Source organism: Limnobacter sp. G6BE5S, from assembly GCF_058448965.1.
In genome coordinates, this window is sequence record NZ_JBZFLM010000004.1 from 292,207 (window position 1) to 307,553 (window position 15,347).

General features: G+C 52.6%; 11 protein-coding genes. 4 read left to right on the plus strand and 7 right to left on the minus strand.

Annotated features, from left to right (window positions below; translation table 11 throughout):
* Nucleotides 1-169: 169 nt before the first annotated feature.
* From ACVL1J_RS09360 to ACVL1J_RS09375, 4 genes are all read left to right on the plus strand, one after another.
* Entirely contained in the window at nucleotides 170-2,671 is a 2,502-nt protein-coding gene (locus ACVL1J_RS09360) for an ABC transporter permease (RefSeq protein ID WP_341236625.1), read from the plus strand.
* A 73-nt stretch (nucleotides 2,672-2,744) separates the two neighbouring features.
* Nucleotides 2,745-3,242: a group II truncated hemoglobin gene (locus tag ACVL1J_RS09365; protein ID WP_394672450.1), complete on the plus strand. Its 498-nt coding sequence runs from the start codon at nucleotides 2,745-2,747 to the stop codon at nucleotides 3,240-3,242.
* Between the two features lie 2 nt (nucleotides 3,243-3,244).
* On the plus strand, nucleotides 3,245-4,663 hold the full coding sequence (locus ACVL1J_RS09370) for a DNA recombination protein RmuC (protein WP_341236627.1): 1,419 nt from the start codon (nucleotides 3,245-3,247) through the stop codon (nucleotides 4,661-4,663).
* The gene (locus ACVL1J_RS09375; RefSeq protein WP_341236628.1) at nucleotides 4,644-5,711 is read left to right on the plus strand and encodes an asparaginase domain-containing protein; all 1,068 of its coding nucleotides are present in this window, start codon (nucleotides 4,644-4,646) and stop codon (nucleotides 5,709-5,711) included. Before ACVL1J_RS09370 ends, ACVL1J_RS09375 begins: the two co-directional genes overlap by 20 nt.
* An 11-nt stretch (nucleotides 5,712-5,722) precedes the next feature.
* Here ACVL1J_RS09375 and ACVL1J_RS09380 read toward each other — a convergent pair whose 3' ends face one another.
* The 7 genes from ACVL1J_RS09380 to ACVL1J_RS09410 all read right to left on the minus strand — a co-directional run bounded on the left by ACVL1J_RS09380 (nucleotide 5,723) and on the right by ACVL1J_RS09410 (nucleotide 15,330).
* On the minus strand, nucleotides 5,723-7,720 hold the full coding sequence (locus tag ACVL1J_RS09380) for a TolC family protein (RefSeq protein WP_341236629.1): 1,998 nt from the start codon (nucleotides 7,718-7,720) through the stop codon (nucleotides 5,723-5,725).
* A 23-nt stretch (nucleotides 7,721-7,743) separates the two neighbouring features.
* Nucleotides 7,744-8,883: an Ig-like domain-containing protein gene (locus tag ACVL1J_RS09385; protein ID WP_341236630.1), complete on the minus strand. Its 1,140-nt coding sequence runs from the start codon at nucleotides 8,881-8,883 to the stop codon at nucleotides 7,744-7,746.
* A gap of 140 nt (nucleotides 8,884-9,023) precedes the next feature.
* Nucleotides 9,024-10,316, minus strand: coding sequence for an HlyD family type I secretion periplasmic adaptor subunit (locus ACVL1J_RS09390; protein WP_159570500.1), 1,293 nt, complete (start codon nucleotides 10,314-10,316; stop codon nucleotides 9,024-9,026).
* Between the two features lie 62 nt (nucleotides 10,317-10,378).
* Complete coding sequence (locus ACVL1J_RS09395) at nucleotides 10,379-12,511, minus strand: ATP-binding cassette domain-containing protein (RefSeq protein ID WP_474562466.1); 2,133 nt, start codon at nucleotides 12,509-12,511, stop codon at nucleotides 10,379-10,381.
* A 99-nt stretch (nucleotides 12,512-12,610) separates the two neighbouring features.
* On the minus strand, nucleotides 12,611-13,855 hold the full coding sequence (gene moeA, locus ACVL1J_RS09400; RefSeq protein WP_341236632.1) for a molybdopterin molybdotransferase MoeA: 1,245 nt from the start codon (nucleotides 13,853-13,855) through the stop codon (nucleotides 12,611-12,613).
* Nucleotides 13,856-13,870: 15 nt separating this feature from the next.
* A complete protein-coding gene (gene mobA, locus ACVL1J_RS09405) occupies nucleotides 13,871-14,464 on the minus strand; it encodes a molybdenum cofactor guanylyltransferase MobA (protein WP_159570491.1) in 594 nt (197 codons plus the stop codon).
* A complete protein-coding gene (locus tag ACVL1J_RS09410; RefSeq protein WP_159570488.1) occupies nucleotides 14,461-15,330 on the minus strand; it encodes a formate dehydrogenase accessory sulfurtransferase FdhD in 870 nt (289 codons plus the stop codon). Before ACVL1J_RS09410 ends, mobA begins: the two co-directional genes overlap by 4 nt.
* Nucleotides 15,331-15,347: the final 17 nt, after the last annotated feature.

Consider the following 15,347-nt stretch of genomic DNA (forward strand, 5'->3'; position numbering starts at 1 on the left):
GTTACTTAAAAGTAATTTTTATTGTTGGAGTCAGCACTCAAAATAGCACGATCGGTCAATTTTTTGCGTGTTTTATTCATGAAGAAATTACTGCGCCGCAATATTCAGGGGAACCTGTATCCCCGCGCTTTGTCCTAAACTGGTGTTTTACCCAGCAAGCGCTTTCCCCATGCAGTCTTTTCAATATTGGGCGCGGCAATCACGCCGTGCATCGTTCCGCATTTTGTTCGTGGCCTTGGTCTTGGCTGTGGCCGCGATATCCTCCGTGGGGGTGTTTTCAGCCCGCATCGAGGCGGCTTTGGTGCGCGACGCCAGCCAAATGTTGGGCGGAGACCTGGTCATTGAATCCAAACGCAATGTGGATGCCGCACCTTGGCTTTCCGTGCTGGATAAGCCGGAATACGCCAGTTTGAAGCAGGCGCAAAGCGTGGTGTTTCCCAGCGTGGTCCCTTCCGAGCGGGTTGATCTGCTGGTGTCTCTGAAAGCAGTGAACAACACTTATCCGCTGCGTGGACAAATGACAGTGCGCAACGCACAGGGGCAGGATGAAAAAGTGGCCAGTGGTCCGCCACAAGGCGAGCTTTGGGTAGACCAAGGCGTATTGGGTTCGCTGGATGTTCAATTGGGTGATGAAATTCAGGTGGGCGAAATTACACGCCCGGTAACGCGCGTCATTCTGGTAGAGCCTGACCGCGGCGGTGGTTTTGTTAATTTTGCCCCCCGCGTGATGATGAATACCGCCGACCTGGGCGAATCGAAGTTGCTGGGCCTTGGCTCGCGCGCCACCTGGCGAATTTATTTCACGGGCGCTCAACCCCTGGTTGACCAACTGATCACTGAACTCACTCCCCAGTTAACCCCTGTCGAGGAAATTGAAACCCTTGAAAACGGGCGTCCGGAGATCAGCAATACTTTAGAACGCGCCAATGATTTTCTGGCCATGGCCGCGCTGATCGGCACCATGGTGGCCTGCGTGGGCATTGCGCTTGTTGCGCATTTGTTTGCCAAAGAGCAGGCCAGCGAACTGGCCGTGCTGAAAAGCCTGGGTTACACGCCCAAACGCCTGTTGCGCATGTGGGTCATCGGCATGGGCCTGTTAACCCTGGGTGCAGGTGTGCTGGGTGTGGCCTTGGGGTGGGCGGCCCACTGGGGCTTGCTGGCCTTGCTGGCCGAACTGGTGGGGGTTGATTTGCCACTGGCCGGTTTGTATTACCTGCCTATGGGTATTTTGCTGTCAGCACTGCTGTTGTTCGGTTTTGCTGCGGTGCCAACCTGGTATGCCTTGCGTGCACCGGCAGTGGCAGTAATTCGTCATCAAACGCTTAAAAGCAGTGGCGGGCAATTGGTGTTGTCTGTGCTGTTTGGCGTGCTCACGGCAATTGCTGTGTGTTTGCTGATTGTGAACAATGTGGTGTTGGCCCTGTTGCTGTTCGCCGGCTTTGTTGGCACCTCCCTTGTGTTTGCCTTGTTGTTTTGGGGCCTGCTCAAGGCCTTGGCTTATTTCGGGCGGGGCAGGTCGTCCAAAGGTTCCAATATTGCGGTGTTTCAAAGCATGTCCAAACGTGCCAGCACACTGGTGTTGCAGGGTGTAAGCCTTGCGTTGGGCCTTGCCGCATTGTTGATGCTGGCTGTGGTGCAGGGTGATCTCATTGACCGCTGGCAAGAAGCCGTGCCCGAAGACGCACCCAATCGTTTTGTGTTCAATATTCAACCTGATCAAGTTGAGGGCGTGCAACAAACCCTGAATACGGCAAGCCAGAATCCCGTAAACCTGTATCCCATGGTGCGTGGCCGTTTAAGCGCCATCAATGGAGAAATCATTACTGCGGAAACTTTTGCTGATGAACGTGCCCGCAATACCGTGGAACGTGAACTGAACCTGAGTTTTGCCGATACATTGCCCACGCACAACACCCTTGCAGAAGGCGCATGGTTTGACGAAACGCAGGCCAAGGCCGAGGTTTCAGTAGAAGATGGTGTGGCCGTGCGCTTGGGGCTCGCCATGGGCGACAAGCTGACTTTCGACATTGCAGGCACACCGCTCACGGTTGAAATTACCAGTATTCGCGAACTGCGTTGGGATTCCATGGAAGTGAACTTCTTCATGGTGTTTCCGACCGAAGTGCTGGAAAGTTTCCCGCAAACCTGGATTACCTCGGTCAGTTTGCAACAAGACAAAGCCATTCCTGTGTCGCGTGAGTTGGTGCGCAGTTACCCCAACTTGACCGTGCTGGACACTGAACTGGTGATCACCCAGCTTCGCAAAATTCTGGGGCAGGTGGGGCAGGCTGTTCAATTTGTATTTCTGTTCACTGTGGCAGCAGGTGGCTTGGTGGTGGTGGCCTGCGTCATGACAGGTGCACGGGTGCGCACCCGCGAAGCCGCGATTTACCGCGCCATGGGTGCTTCTACTGCACAACTTCAGCGTGCCGCATGGCTCGAGCTTTCTGTGCTGGGTGCTTTGGCTGGCTTGGTGGCTGCAATAGCCGCCCAGGGGTTGGGCTGGGGCGTGGCGCATTTTGTGTTCGAGTTTGAATATTTCCTGTCGCCCATGCACATTGTTGCTGGGGTGGTGGCAGGTGCTGCGGTGTCGGTGGTTTTTGGTGCATGGTCAGTGAACAAGGTGTGCCGCGCACCGGTGATGCAAACCTTGAGGCAAGCCACCGCGTAAAGCATGTTACATGCCGGTACAATGTGGGTAGATTATCCGCATTACCCAGACCCAAATTCAGGCCGGCATGTCCATGAGCAACAACGATTCAAGCAGCACCAGCACCAACACAAGCGACGACGCGCAACCCAAGCCGCCCATTCTTTACTTCGGCGACACGCCAGAAGACCAACAGGTGGGGGTGCGCAAGCTGGTTGATCTGTTTTACGACGAAATGGATCAAAACCCCGATTTCGAGCGCATTCGCAAGCTGCACCCGGTTCATCTGAATCATTCACGCGAAAAGTTTTACCTGTTCCTGTCGGGCTGGTTGGGTGGTCCCGACTTGTATTCGCCCCAGTTTGGTCATCCGCGTTTGCGCATGCGCCACATGCCCTTTCCCATTTCCAGTGAGGACCGTGACCAATGGCTGTTGTGCATGGTCAATGCCTTGCGTGCCATGCAACTGCCCGAGAAAGTCATTGAAGGGTTGATGTTGTCATTTTTCCGCACAGCCGACTGGATGCGTAACAAACCCGATCCCGAGGGCAGCGCCAAGGGTTTGAACACCATTTCAATCAAGGGCGAGTAAGCATGGAGGCTTCACTGATATGGGCAGTTCTGGGGCTGTTGCTTGTGGTCCTGATCGGTCTTTTCCTGGTGTACCGAAAAATGTCAGCCGACAATTCGGCCGAGCTTGCCCAATTTCAACAACAGGTGTTGAGCAATCTTGATGAGCTCATGGATGCGCAGGCCCAGCAGCGTTTCGTCTCGGAAGAGTTGGGCAAGCAACTGCGTCTTGTTAATCAAGACATGGAAACACGGCAAGGAAAACAGTCTGAACTGCTACAGCAAACTTTTGCCCAAGCGCGCACCGAGAGTCAGCAGGCCGCACATGGTTTGCAGCAAATTATTGTGGGTCAATTCACGCAGGGCAATCAAATTCAATCTGAGAAACTGAACCAGTTTTCTGAAACCCTGCACCGCACCAACACCCTGATTCAAGATCAGCTTACGCAAATTCGTTTGTCGGTTGAACAAAAGCTCAAAGACATTCAAGACGACAATGCCAGCAAGCTGGAATTGATGCGTAAAACGGTGGATGAAAAACTGCACGCCACATTGGAAACCCGCTTGGGCGAATCGTTCAAGCAGGTCAGCGAGCGGCTTGAACAGGTTTACAAAGGTTTGGGTGAAATGCAAACCCTGGCCACAGGTGTGGGCGATTTAAAGCGCGTTTTAACCAATGTGAAAACCCGTGGCACCTGGGGCGAAGTGCAGTTGCAGGCATTGCTTGAGCAAATGCTGACACCGTCGCAGTTCGGCCGCAATATTAAACCTGTACCGGGCAGCAACAACATTGTTGAATTCGCAGTGCGCCTGCCGGGCAAGGAAGATGACCAACCCGTGTGGTTGCCCATCGACTCCAAGTTCCCCAAAGAGCAATACGAGCGCCTGCTTGAATGTTTTGACCGGGCAGATGCCGATGGCGTGGCCACCGCATCCAAAGCATTGGACATGGCCATACGCGCCGAAGCCAAAACAATTGCAGAAAAATACCTGGCCCCGCCTTACACCACCGATTTCGGCATTCTGTTTTTGCCCACCGAGGGTTTGTATGCTGAAGTGGTGAAGCGCCCAGGCCTGGTCGATGACCTGCAGCGTTTGCACCGGGTTACCGTTGCTGGCCCAATCACTTTGACCACGTTGTTGAATGCATTCCAGCTGGGCTTTAAAACGCTGGCATTGGAAAAACGTTCAAGCGAGGTGTGGACAGTGCTTAGCGCCGTCAAAACTGAGTTCAGTAAATTTGGCGATATTCTTGCCAAAACGCGCGATACCCTGGAAAAAGCCGCTAAAAATATTGAGGGCGCAGAAGTTCGTTCACGCGCCATGCAACGCAAATTGAAAGGCGTTGATGAGTTGCCCGAGAAAGATGCCCTGAGTGTTTTGGGGTTCAACGACTGCAAGGTGGACCCGCTGGATGATGACGATGCGCCCGCAAACACCTGACACCTTACCCCGCGTGGCATTGGTGGCCACAGGTGGCACCATTGCCGGTGCTTTGACCGAAGGATCGGAAACCTGGGCTTATGAATCAGCCCAACGCAGCGGTGAAAGCCTTGTAGTTGACATGCCCGATTTGTTGCGCCGCGCACAGTGGCATTTTGAGCAACCTTACAGCATTGGTAGTCAAAACCTGCAGCTGTCGCACATGTTGCAACTGCGTTCAGTTCTCTTGCGCTTGCTTCAATCGCCCTCGGTAGACGCGGTCATGGTGACGCATGGCACCGATACCATGGAAGACATGCTGTACTTCCTCCACCTTACATTGCCCACTTCAGCCTTTAGTAAACCTTTGCTGTTCACCGGCGCCATGTTGCCTGCCGATGCCGAACAAGCCGATGGTCCAGAAAACTTGCGTGGTGCACTGGCTTTTATCGAGCAATGTTTGATGGGTCGCCAGCCAAACAGCACCATGCCGTTTGGCTTGTTCATGCAGGGCTTGTTTACGCCTGCGGCATGCGTGGAGAAGCAAAGTACAGCGGGTTTCGATGCCTTCGACGGACCTTATTCTGTGGTGCCTGATTCAAATTGCCTGAACAGCCAGGAGGCGATGAGTTCGCCCTTGGATTCAGGGGCGCAAGGTCAGTTTTCAAAACTATTTGATGACGATGCAACCGGGCACCCCCTGTTCGAAGCCATGGAAGTCCCTGTGGTGTACTGCGTGCCTGGAAACGGTCCTTTGCGTCAATTAAATGACCTTTTGAGTCGCAAGCCTGCCTCTGTAATTGTTGCTGCACCGGGCCATGGCAACATTCCTGACGATTGTGTTTCAGTGTTACGCCGTTTGTTGCTCAATGGGGTCAGTGTGGTACGTGCAAGCCGAGTGGCCGAAGGTGGCGTGGAACAGGGTGGCGAATTCAGCGCTTTGGATGGTTTCAGGGGAGGCGGCAATACAGGCAATGCCGCAGTATTTTCTGAGTCGGGAAGTTTGAGCTTGAGCAAGTGTGCAATGTACGAGCGGCTGCGAGTGTTGGCCCGCAGCCTGATGGCCTAGCGATTATTGAATTATTCGACCTTGGCCTGTGCAAGATTCAAACCCTTTTTACCTTGGGTTTGCGCGGTGGTAAAAGGCATGTTTTGTTCACGAATAATTTGCCAAATGCCTTTGTCTTCTTTCCAGGTCAGTACTTTTTTTGAGCGTTCCTGATACGACTTCGCCTGATAATCCTGAACAAAACTGATTTCATATTCATCGGGTTTGTCGAAACTGGGAATGACTTGCAAGTCTGAAATTTCGATGTCGATTCCTTGCGCTTTCGAAATTCGATCACGCCGGTGACTTACCCAAGCTTCGTAGCTTCCTTCTTCAGGTTTGAAGTTGGGTGCATAGAACGCAATGTAGCTGTTCAGGTCTTTGTTTTCCCATGCTGAGGCCCACGCTTTCGTTTTGTCGATCAGGCTTTTTGATACTTCCGCAGGGTCACCAAATGCCGCCACTTGTTGAGTGGGGCCACCGTCGTTGAGCTGAGCCAACTGAATCGGGGGCAGGCTATTGCTGGCATCGACTGACTTCAGCGCCTCGTCGAATCCAATATTGGGCAAATCAAAATCTTCAAGATTAATCAAACTGGCCGGGCAGCCTTCTGCTTCCGCACCGCTCTGTGTTTGTTCTTTGTAGAACAAGACATTGCGTTTGGTGGGTTCGTCAGCGTTGACCAGCTCATCAACTGCAAACAGCGTGGTGAGTTGTCCTGTGGCCGCCAGCAGTTTCAGTTTTGAAATGCTTAAGTCCGCTTCAATATTGATCAGGGCGCGTTGCGCCTGATAGTACTCATTTTCCGCGCTCAGCAAATCGAGCAGGCTACGCCGCCCCACGGCGAATTGCTGCTCGTATGCGGCACGTGCTTTGGTAATTGCCGCTGCCTGCTCACGAAAGTAATTCAGTTTTTTTTGCGAACTGACCACGTCGAACAAGGAGGTTTGTGTTGACTGGCGAATGGCGCGGCAAATAATCAGCTTGTCGTCCAGGCTGCGAAGTCGTCGTTTGATCGCGGCATTTCGGGAGGCGTTGTCGGCACCGCCGCGGTACAGGTTAATTGTTGCCAGCAAGTCAATGGATGAAATTTGCCGCTCATCGAAGGTAGACAAGTAATTGCTGTACACATCTGTTTTCGCGCGCAGATCAAGGCGTGGGTGAAAGCCTTCGCTGGCTGCTGTCACTTCCTGCTTGGCGGTGGTAATTGCCGCGTTAGAGGCTTTCAGCAAGGGGTGGTTGTTCAGGGCGAACACCAGGCGTTCTTTGTTCTCGACTTCAAAGTTAGCGTTAACAACATATTCCCCTGCTTGATTCACAGGCCAAACCGTGTCTGTAATTCGCTGGTAATTTGCCATCGACGAAAATGTGTTCGCTTTCTCGGTCGCCAGGTTGCCCAAGGCCAAGGTGTATCGGCTGCGTGCCTGCTCAAGATCGGATTGACGGCTAACTCCGCTTTTCACTTTCTCTTCAATGCGGTTCATCAGGTCCTGGTGGTATTTCAGATTGTTTTCTGAAAGTAGAGTAAGGGCCTGAAACCGGGAAACGTCCACATGAGCACTGGACGCTTCAAAGGCCACCTGATTGGCCTTGTTGATGTATCGGTAATAACTTTGCATGGCCCCGGAATGGGCGGCCATGTAGCGGGCCTGAGAGGCAAACCCGTTGTAAAGGTTTTGGCGTGCCTCAATTCCATAGGAATTTGCGTTGTAGGTGCGTGTGTCCGAGTTCTCAATGCTGGTGCGTTCCCGACCTGCCGAACCCCGCGCATCGACCGTGGGCAGCAGGGTGCCAAAGACCACGTTTGCTTCCTCCATTTGTGCCTCAAGCGCATGCACATCGGCGTCTAGTGTGGGGCTGTTTTGCAAACCCCTGATTACGCTTTGTTGCAAGGGATTGGGCGTTTCTACGGCAGGAGTGGCCTGATTTTCCTGGGACCATGCAGCGGGCACGCTGAAAGTGAGCAGGGCGAGAAACATTGCTGCAGGCAAGGTTCTCAATGTGGTGTTTGGCGTGTGGCTTGTGTTCATGTTGGCTCGTTCGTTAAATTGCATCAGCACACCGCAACTGCGTCTTCGGCGGGTACACAGGATGAAGAGTCAAAGTCACTGGCGCTGAAACTTGAAGCCCATCCTGCTTTGCTTTGGGTGTGTTCGTTGGCTTGTTCCTGGGCATGCTCCAGATAAGCCTGCACTTTTTCTTGAGTGGCTTGTGCGACGGCATCGACCGAATATTCTTCGGAGGAGTATTCATAGTCGTGCATCTTGGTGTCGCCCGTGTCAGCGGCGTTTTCTGTGTAGTCTGTGGGGCAGTCACTGTCACTGACGGGTGTGTCAATTGACTCAACATTCATGTACACATGGGCGGTGTCGGTCAGGCAACCGTCGTCACCAATGGTGTAGCTGATAACGTCTTCACCACAAAATCCCTCGTTGGGCGTGTAGTGCAATTTGCCGTCCCTGATTTCAACTGTTCCGTTTTCTGCGCTCGCTTCGGTGATTTTCAATTCGCCACAGCCCAGGTCGTTGTCGAGCACGTCGACAATGACTGGGCAATCTACCTTGGTACTCGAACAGTCATTCACCGCATCTACTTCGGGGCAATCCGGATCGGTCTTGCATTCTTCCTGCTCATCTACTGGGGGGCAGGTGGGCGGTGCGGGGCATTCGCAGTCTTCCTCTTCGTCGACGGGTGGGTCTACGGGCGGCGGTTCTTCATTTTCATCCACGGGTGTTGGGGGTGGCATGTCTTTGCATTCCACACTGGCAGGACCTTCTTTTTCAACCACGCGGACCGTGTCGGTACCGTTTTCGCCCACTTCGCCATCCATGCTGGGTAGTGGGTCCTGGCTGACGCGTTCCACAACATAGCCTTCGCTCAATTTCGGAAGGTCTTCTGGCACATCGTTGTCTTGGGCTTCTACGGTAATGTATTTGCGAACAACATCTTTGTCAGGTGGGGTACCCGCATCGAAAGGCACAATTTCACCGGTTTTCGGTTTGATCAGCCATTCGGTTGGTCCTTCCAGGGGGCGAACCATTTCAGGGGCGGTAATCTGTCCATCGGTAAATGGCCCCAGTTGTACAACCACCTCGGTTTGCGGCTTGCGTTTCAGGGCAGGGCGCGGTTTTCTGGCCAGTCCCAGTGTACTTGGGTCGCATTCTTGGGCATTCACAACGGGCTTCTCGCTCATACGGGTCCTCGGATTCGATGTCATTGATAAGTGATCGAGTCGCGAGTTTGGTTCCAAATCCACTGTGTGCCAAACAGGTGATTGGGTCAGGATGGGCGAGAGTTAACTCTATGGAGTTATTTTGTAAGGTTGGCTTTGCTTCACTGTTCAGTGAAGGCTTGGATCGAACCCCGTAAAACCGGCTTGGTGAGGTAGGACAACACCGTTCGGTCTTCGGTCTCAATGCTCACATTGGCAACCATGCCAGGCATTAAACGGATTTTTTCGTGCACCTGCTGGCGTTGCACCGTGACTTTTACACTGAAGTAAGGTCGGCCAAATTCGTCAAGTAAACTGTCTGCGGAGATACTCTCCACGGTCCCTTCAAGTGCGCCGTAAATGGCATAGTCATAGGCGGTTACACGAATATTGGCATGTTGTTCGGGGCGAATAAATGCAATGTCTTTCGGATTAATTCGAGTCTCGAAAACCAATTGTTCATCAATCGGTACAATTTCGATCACTTCCTTTCCTGCAGGTACAACGGCCCCGCGGGTATTGTACAAAATGCGCTGTACAAGTCCGTCTACTGGGGTTTTCAATGTGGCCTGGTTTACCCGGTCGGAAAGTTCGATCTGGTTTTGCTCCAGACTGGCCAGTCGCGCTTTGACCTCGGACAGTTCAGTGCGCGCTTCATTGATTTGTTTCAAGCGAATTTCTTCAATTTTTTGGCGAGCTTCACGAATCGCGGAATGAAGCCGATTAGTCTGGGCATTGGCGCCTTCAAAGTCGCCTTTGGCTTTGGCCACATCGCGTTCAAGACGAAGCACTTCGATTGGTGACACCGCGCCACTTTTTAGAAGAGGCCGCATGCTGCCCAATTCTTGTTCGGATATTTCCAGATTGCGTTTGGCCGCAGTGGCATTACTTTGGGCTTCATCAAGCTCGCGTTGACGTTGATCAAGTTGCTGCTCATAAATTTGTGTCTGCGCAGCCCACTCTTGCAATTTGGTTTGCAGCAGCTTGGATTCTTGCATGTATAAATCGGGAAATTGTTGAACCAAAGCCGCAGGCAGATTCAGTGCGGTTTTGTTAAGTTGGGCCATTAACCTGGCTTCCCGAAATTGAAACGAGGCATCGATCGCCTCCTTTTCCTTCAGGCTTGATGAAAAGCGGGTGATGTCGATTTGCACCAGTTTGTCACCGGCTTTCACCAATTGGCCTTCGCGTACGAACACTTGGTTGATCACCCCGCCGTCCACGGTTTGAATCACTTGCAAGCGCTGCGAAGGCACTACCCGTGCTTCGCCATGCGCGGCCTGGGGCACTGTTGCAATCGCAGACCAGGCGAGCAAGGCCAGCAAGGTGAGCGCACAGCAGTGCACCAGTCGCCTGGTGATCACTTGTTGTTGTTGCCACAGCCGTGATTGTTCAAGCGCGGCTGTAGCAGGCATGTGGTTCGGCTCACTTTTCCCCGCAAACCAATGAATAATCCCCTTTATTGTGTTTTGAATACTCATTGTTTAATCTGCCTTTCTTGTTTGCGCTGCGTGGCAAGTGCGTTGGCGGCGTGCAGTACTTCAGGTTTTTCCCCTTGTGTGTGTATTTGCCCGTTGTGCATCAGAACCAAGCTGTTTGCGCAAGAAAGTAGCCCCAGTTTGTGCGTGGTAAACACCAGAATAGTTTGTTCCGGTAGTTGTTGCAGGTGTTGCATTAGCTGGTTTTCCATGTGTTGATCCAGACACACGGTGGGTTCGTCGAGAAGCACCAATTGCGGCTGACCAGCCAGTGCCCTGCACAGCGACACGGCCTGTTTTTGCCCAGAGGACAAATTGTTGCCTTGGCTTTCAATCACCATGTGAATTCCGTCGGGGTGCTGGTCTACCCATTCTTTCAGGCCCAGTTGCCGTAAAACTTTCCAGCAGTCTGCGGTGCCAATGTTTGGGCGCATGAAGCGAATGTTGTCGAGCAAACTACCCTTGATCAACACCGGAGGTTGGCTGGCATAGCCCACTTTGGATTGAAATTCACTGGCGTGAATATGGTCGACAGACAGTTTGTTGACCGCCAGTTGACCCAGGTCGCATTTCAGCTGTTGTGCCAGTAGTTTCAGCAGGGAGGTTTTTCCTGAACCTGTGGTGCCAATAACTCCGAGTCGGTCACCAGCATGGAGGTTCAAGCTCACGGCGCGAAGTATGAAGTCAAAGGGTTGTGCTGTAGTGTTGTTGCGCCCAGGCTTGAGCACACTGGCTGATTCAAGCGCAATGGCATCCACGCGTTCAAGCGCGTGACGTTGTGTTTTGGCTTGATTTTGCTGGCCTAAAAACTGGTCAAGTTCTTCGAAACTGGATTGGGCTGAATGCGTTTGCACCAAGTGCGCTTGCAGTTTTTGAATGGGGGCAAAGCAGCGCATGGTCAACATCGACACTGCGATCAATCCACCCACTGTGAGTTGTTTCTCAACAATGAAGTAAACCCCCAGCGAAATTGTAAGCACCCAACTGCTTTGCTGTAGCAGGTGTATGCGTTGGTTGACTGAAAAGAGCTGATCGCGCACAGCATTGCCGCTTAATCGCGACTTAAGTTGTAGTTTGTTGAGCAATTGGCTGTGAGCCTGTTGCACGCCATGGGCTTGAATGTTGTCCAGGCAGGCCAGTGAATCCAGCCATTGACTTTGAGTTTCGCGGCTTTGCCGCATCTGGATTTGCCCTAGCCGGGACATTGTTCTGTGCGAGGTTGCTACGAATAACAGTGTTAATCCAATAACGCCACCAGCGATCAATAAAAACGCTGGGTGAATCAGCGCGATTACTGCCAAAAACAGCACCAGAAAAGGCAAGTCAATCAAGGCCAGCAGGAATACACCTGTGATCAATTCTCGCAGTTGTTCAAACGAGCGAAGATGCTGTAGCAGCAAAGTGGGTTCTGTTTTGTGAATGGGTACATTCAGGAGTGCTTTTGACAGGTGTGTGGTGCAGCGGGCGTCAATTGATGTCGCGGCAATTTCCATCAGGCGGTGGCGGGCATGCTTTAACGCATGTTCAAACCCCAGGCAGAGGAATACACCCATCAGCAATGCAATCATTGATGCGTAGGCTTGGTTGGGAATGATCCGGTCGTACACCTGAAGCGAAAACAGTGGGCCAGCCAAGGCCAACAAGTTAATTAGCAGTGATGCGTAGATCACTGGCTTGAAGCTTCCGTTCTCGAAATTCAGCGCTTCGCGTAACCATGGGCTGTCGCGAAGTTGTTGCCAAAAGTGGAACAGGCCTGAGGGAGTGTGGTTGGTGTTGGCGTGGACGCTGTCGGGTTTGATCGAGTCAATTTGAAGCGCCCATTTCAAGGCGGTTTGCTCAGGATGACGTGCAATCAATTCTTCAAGCCGACCGCACTGGCCGTTGTGCAACATGGCCAGGGTGAATGGGCCCAGGTGTTTGATTTCCCCGGGCGACACCTCGTGAAATAGTTGCCGGGAAATATTGCAGGCGGAAAGATAGCCCAACACGTGATTCAGTTCAGCGTCGTCGCCAGACTCAAGCAGCTCGGATTGCAGTGCCCACTGGCTGGGCAGAAACTCCAGCCCTAACTCTTCCAGCACACTGCACAGGGTGTGTTGTAACGGTTTGATGGGGCGGGGGTCTTGGAGCATGTCAGGGGCCTGAATTCAAGAGCGCCCATGGTAGCGCCTGAACTTACCCCTGAAAATCACTCACTTGGTTCACTCCCCCGGGTGGGGTTCATTGGGAACTTAAATCAAGCCTTCAAACGGCAGGGCCAGCACCGAGTCGCCTGCTTTTAAGTCACCTTGATCATGGGCCAACACCAGCAAGCAATCGGATTCAGACATGCTGCGCAAAATACCGGAACCTTGTGCACCTGTAAGGTGTGCAATTGGAGAGCCTTGAGTCATCTCGAGTCGGGCGCGTTGATATTCGGTACGCCCCGGGCGCTTGCGCACGTTCTGCGCAAGTTTTGCGGTGACCATGGGAATTGGTAAGGTATTTGCGTGAGCCAATTTGAACAAGGCGTCACGAACAAATGCGTAAAAGGTGACCATGACCGCCACCGGGTTGCCAGGTAAACCAAACAGATATGCTGAATCACCTGTGTTTTTGTTGTGCACTTGACCAAAAGCCATGGGGCGACCGGGGCGCATGGCAATTTTCCAGAAATTCACGCTGCCCAGTTTTTCCATCACGTGTTTTGTGTAGTCGGCTTCGCCGACAGAAACACCGCCCGAAGTCACGATAACATCTGCCTGTTCCATGGCTTGAAGCATGGCTTGCTCAAGCGCTTCAGGTGAATCATGCACAACGCCCATATCCAGTAATTCAACGAATCGCAGGCGTGTCAGCATGCCCCACAATGTGTAGCGGTTGCTGTCATACACGCAGCCTTCATCCAGGGGTTGACCCAAAGATCGGAGTTCGTCGCCAGTGGAAAAAAAAGCCACCCGCAGTTTTCTGCGTACGGCAATTTCCGCGATACCCAACGAGGCAATTAAACCCAAGTCTGCTGGGCGCAGCACCTTACCGGCGGGCAGGGCAGGCTTCCCGATGGTCAGGTCTTCCCCCGCCAATCTGCGGTTGTCCCCGGCTTTGACGGCACCTGGCGGAAAGCTGATGGTGTCGCCACTGACGGTGGCATTTTCTTGAATCAGCACTGTGTCGCAATTCTCGGGCATTACTGCGCCAGTCATGATGCGCACGCATTCACCCTTGCCGCAATTGCCGTTGAAGGCTTTTCCGGCGTAAGCAGTGCCGACCATTTTCAGATTGGTAATGCCTGCAGCTTGAATACAGTGCCCGCTGAAAGCATAGCCGTCCATCGCGGAATTGTCGTGTGCTGGCACATTGATGGGTGACAGCAAGTCTGTTGCCAACACCTGGTCGAGCGCCTCTCGAATGGCTACGGTGCGTGTCCCGGTAATAGGCTGAAGAAGCGCCAGTATTTTCAGCCTTGCTTCATCGACCGTTTGAAAATCAGTTTCCATGCTTTGTTCTGCTACTCAGGATTTCTGCTCAAGCTCTTTAAGTTCGTCAAGGGTATTGACGTTGTGAAAAGCAGCCTCGTCGTCAAACTCGACTGCTTCATGAGGAATGTTGGCGTACCATGCGTCAATTTTTCGCCCACCCTTGCGTAAAAACTCTTCCATGCTGGGTAGCAACTCGGTGCGCATCATACAAAACACCGGGTGGTGTCGACCCTTGGTCGCGGCCACTGTCAACATCAATCCCACATTCTTTTCAAACGGTGCGCCCAGCTTTTCCACCAAATCCATTGGGAACATTGGCACATCACAAGGTACCGTGACCAAAAAAGGCACAGTGGCATAGCCAAGGGCGGTTTGCATACCTGCCAAAGGCCCTGCGAAATCGGGTTGTTGATCGCAGATGACAGGAATGCCAAACCCTTCGTATACACCGATATTTCTGTTGGCGTTAATGGTCATGCTGCCGACCTGTCCATTCAAACGCATCATTGCATGAAGCGCCAGCGGTGCGTTTTTGAAATTTCGAAGTCCTTTGTCAATGCCACCCATGCGACGGCCCATTCCGCCTGCCAGGATAACGCCAGTGATGTCATCAAGTGAAATACTCATGCGAATTGTGTGTTGGTTAAAGTGTTGAATCGATGCGTGCCACTGTAGAGCAGGTAGTGCTTGCCCTGACAGCGACCCAGCATAGTGATGTTCAGTTTTTGGGCGATTTCATAGCCCATTTGCGTCAGCCCGGATCGAGACACCAACACCGGTATGCCCATTTGGGCGCACTTGATCACCATTTCGGAGGTTAAGCGCCCGGTGGTGTAAAAAATTTTGTCTTCGCCAGTCATGCCGTGCAACCACATTTGACCGGCAATGGCATCCACTGCGTTGTGTCTGCCCACGTCTTCAACAAACAGCAATATCTCTCCGCGATTCTCGCCGCTGTTGGAACAAAGCGCACAACCGTGCACCGCACCTGCCTGTTTGTATATGGATTCGTGTTTCCTCACCTGGTCCATCACACCGTACAGCACGTCTTGCGACAAGTTGTAGGCATTGCTTAAATGTACCTTGTCCAGATCTTCCATCAAGTCGCCAAATACAGTGCCTTGACCGCATCCGGAAGTGGTTGTTTTCTTCTCCAGTTTTTGGGCTTTTTCTGTGGTTTCCCAAATTGTCTGGCCAGTGGTCTTCAGCACGGTAGAAGTAACTGCAACGCTTTCTGTTTCCCAATCCACGTGAATGGCTGAAATTTCCGATGGGTCGGAAACCAGTCGTTGATTGCGCAGCCAACCCAACGCCAAGGCCTCGGGTTGCGCGCCCAGAGTCATGATGGTCAGCAGTTCTTTTTTGTCGAAGTACAGGGTAAGCGGGTGCTCTCCGGAAATTTGAACGGGTACCTGTTCGCCACGTTCGTTGATTGCGGTAATTTCAACGGTGCTGGGAATGCTTGCATGGGTGGTTTGTATGTGTGCTGCCATAACTTGCTTCAATCAAT

Coding starts and splice junctions, on each gene's coding strand:
- ACVL1J_RS09360 (WP_341236625.1), top strand. CDS start 170: ATGCAGTCTTTTCAATATTGGGCGCGGCAATCACGCCGTGCATCGTTC.
- ACVL1J_RS09365 (WP_394672450.1), top strand. CDS start 2,745: ATGAGCAACAACGATTCAAGCAGCACCAGCACCAACACAAGCGACGAC.
- ACVL1J_RS09370 (WP_341236627.1), top strand. CDS start 3,245: ATGGAGGCTTCACTGATATGGGCAGTTCTGGGGCTGTTGCTTGTGGTC.
- ACVL1J_RS09375 (WP_341236628.1), top strand. CDS start 4,644: ATGCGCCCGCAAACACCTGACACCTTACCCCGCGTGGCATTGGTGGCC.
- ACVL1J_RS09380 (WP_341236629.1), bottom strand. CDS start 7,720: ATGAACACAAGCCACACGCCAAACACCACATTGAGAACCTTGCCTGCA.
- ACVL1J_RS09385 (WP_341236630.1), bottom strand. CDS start 8,883: ATGAGCGAGAAGCCCGTTGTGAATGCCCAAGAATGCGACCCAAGTACA.
- ACVL1J_RS09390 (WP_159570500.1), bottom strand. CDS start 10,316: ATGCCTGCTACAGCCGCGCTTGAACAATCACGGCTGTGGCAACAACAA.
- ACVL1J_RS09395 (WP_474562466.1), bottom strand. CDS start 12,511: ATGCTCCAAGACCCCCGCCCCATCAAACCGTTACAACACACCCTGTGC.
- moeA (WP_341236632.1), bottom strand. CDS start 13,855: ATGGAAACTGATTTTCAAACGGTCGATGAAGCAAGGCTGAAAATACTG.
- mobA (WP_159570491.1), bottom strand. CDS start 14,464: ATGAGTATTTCACTTGATGACATCACTGGCGTTATCCTGGCAGGCGGA.
- ACVL1J_RS09410 (WP_159570488.1), bottom strand. CDS start 15,330: ATGGCAGCACACATACAAACCACCCATGCAAGCATTCCCAGCACCGTT.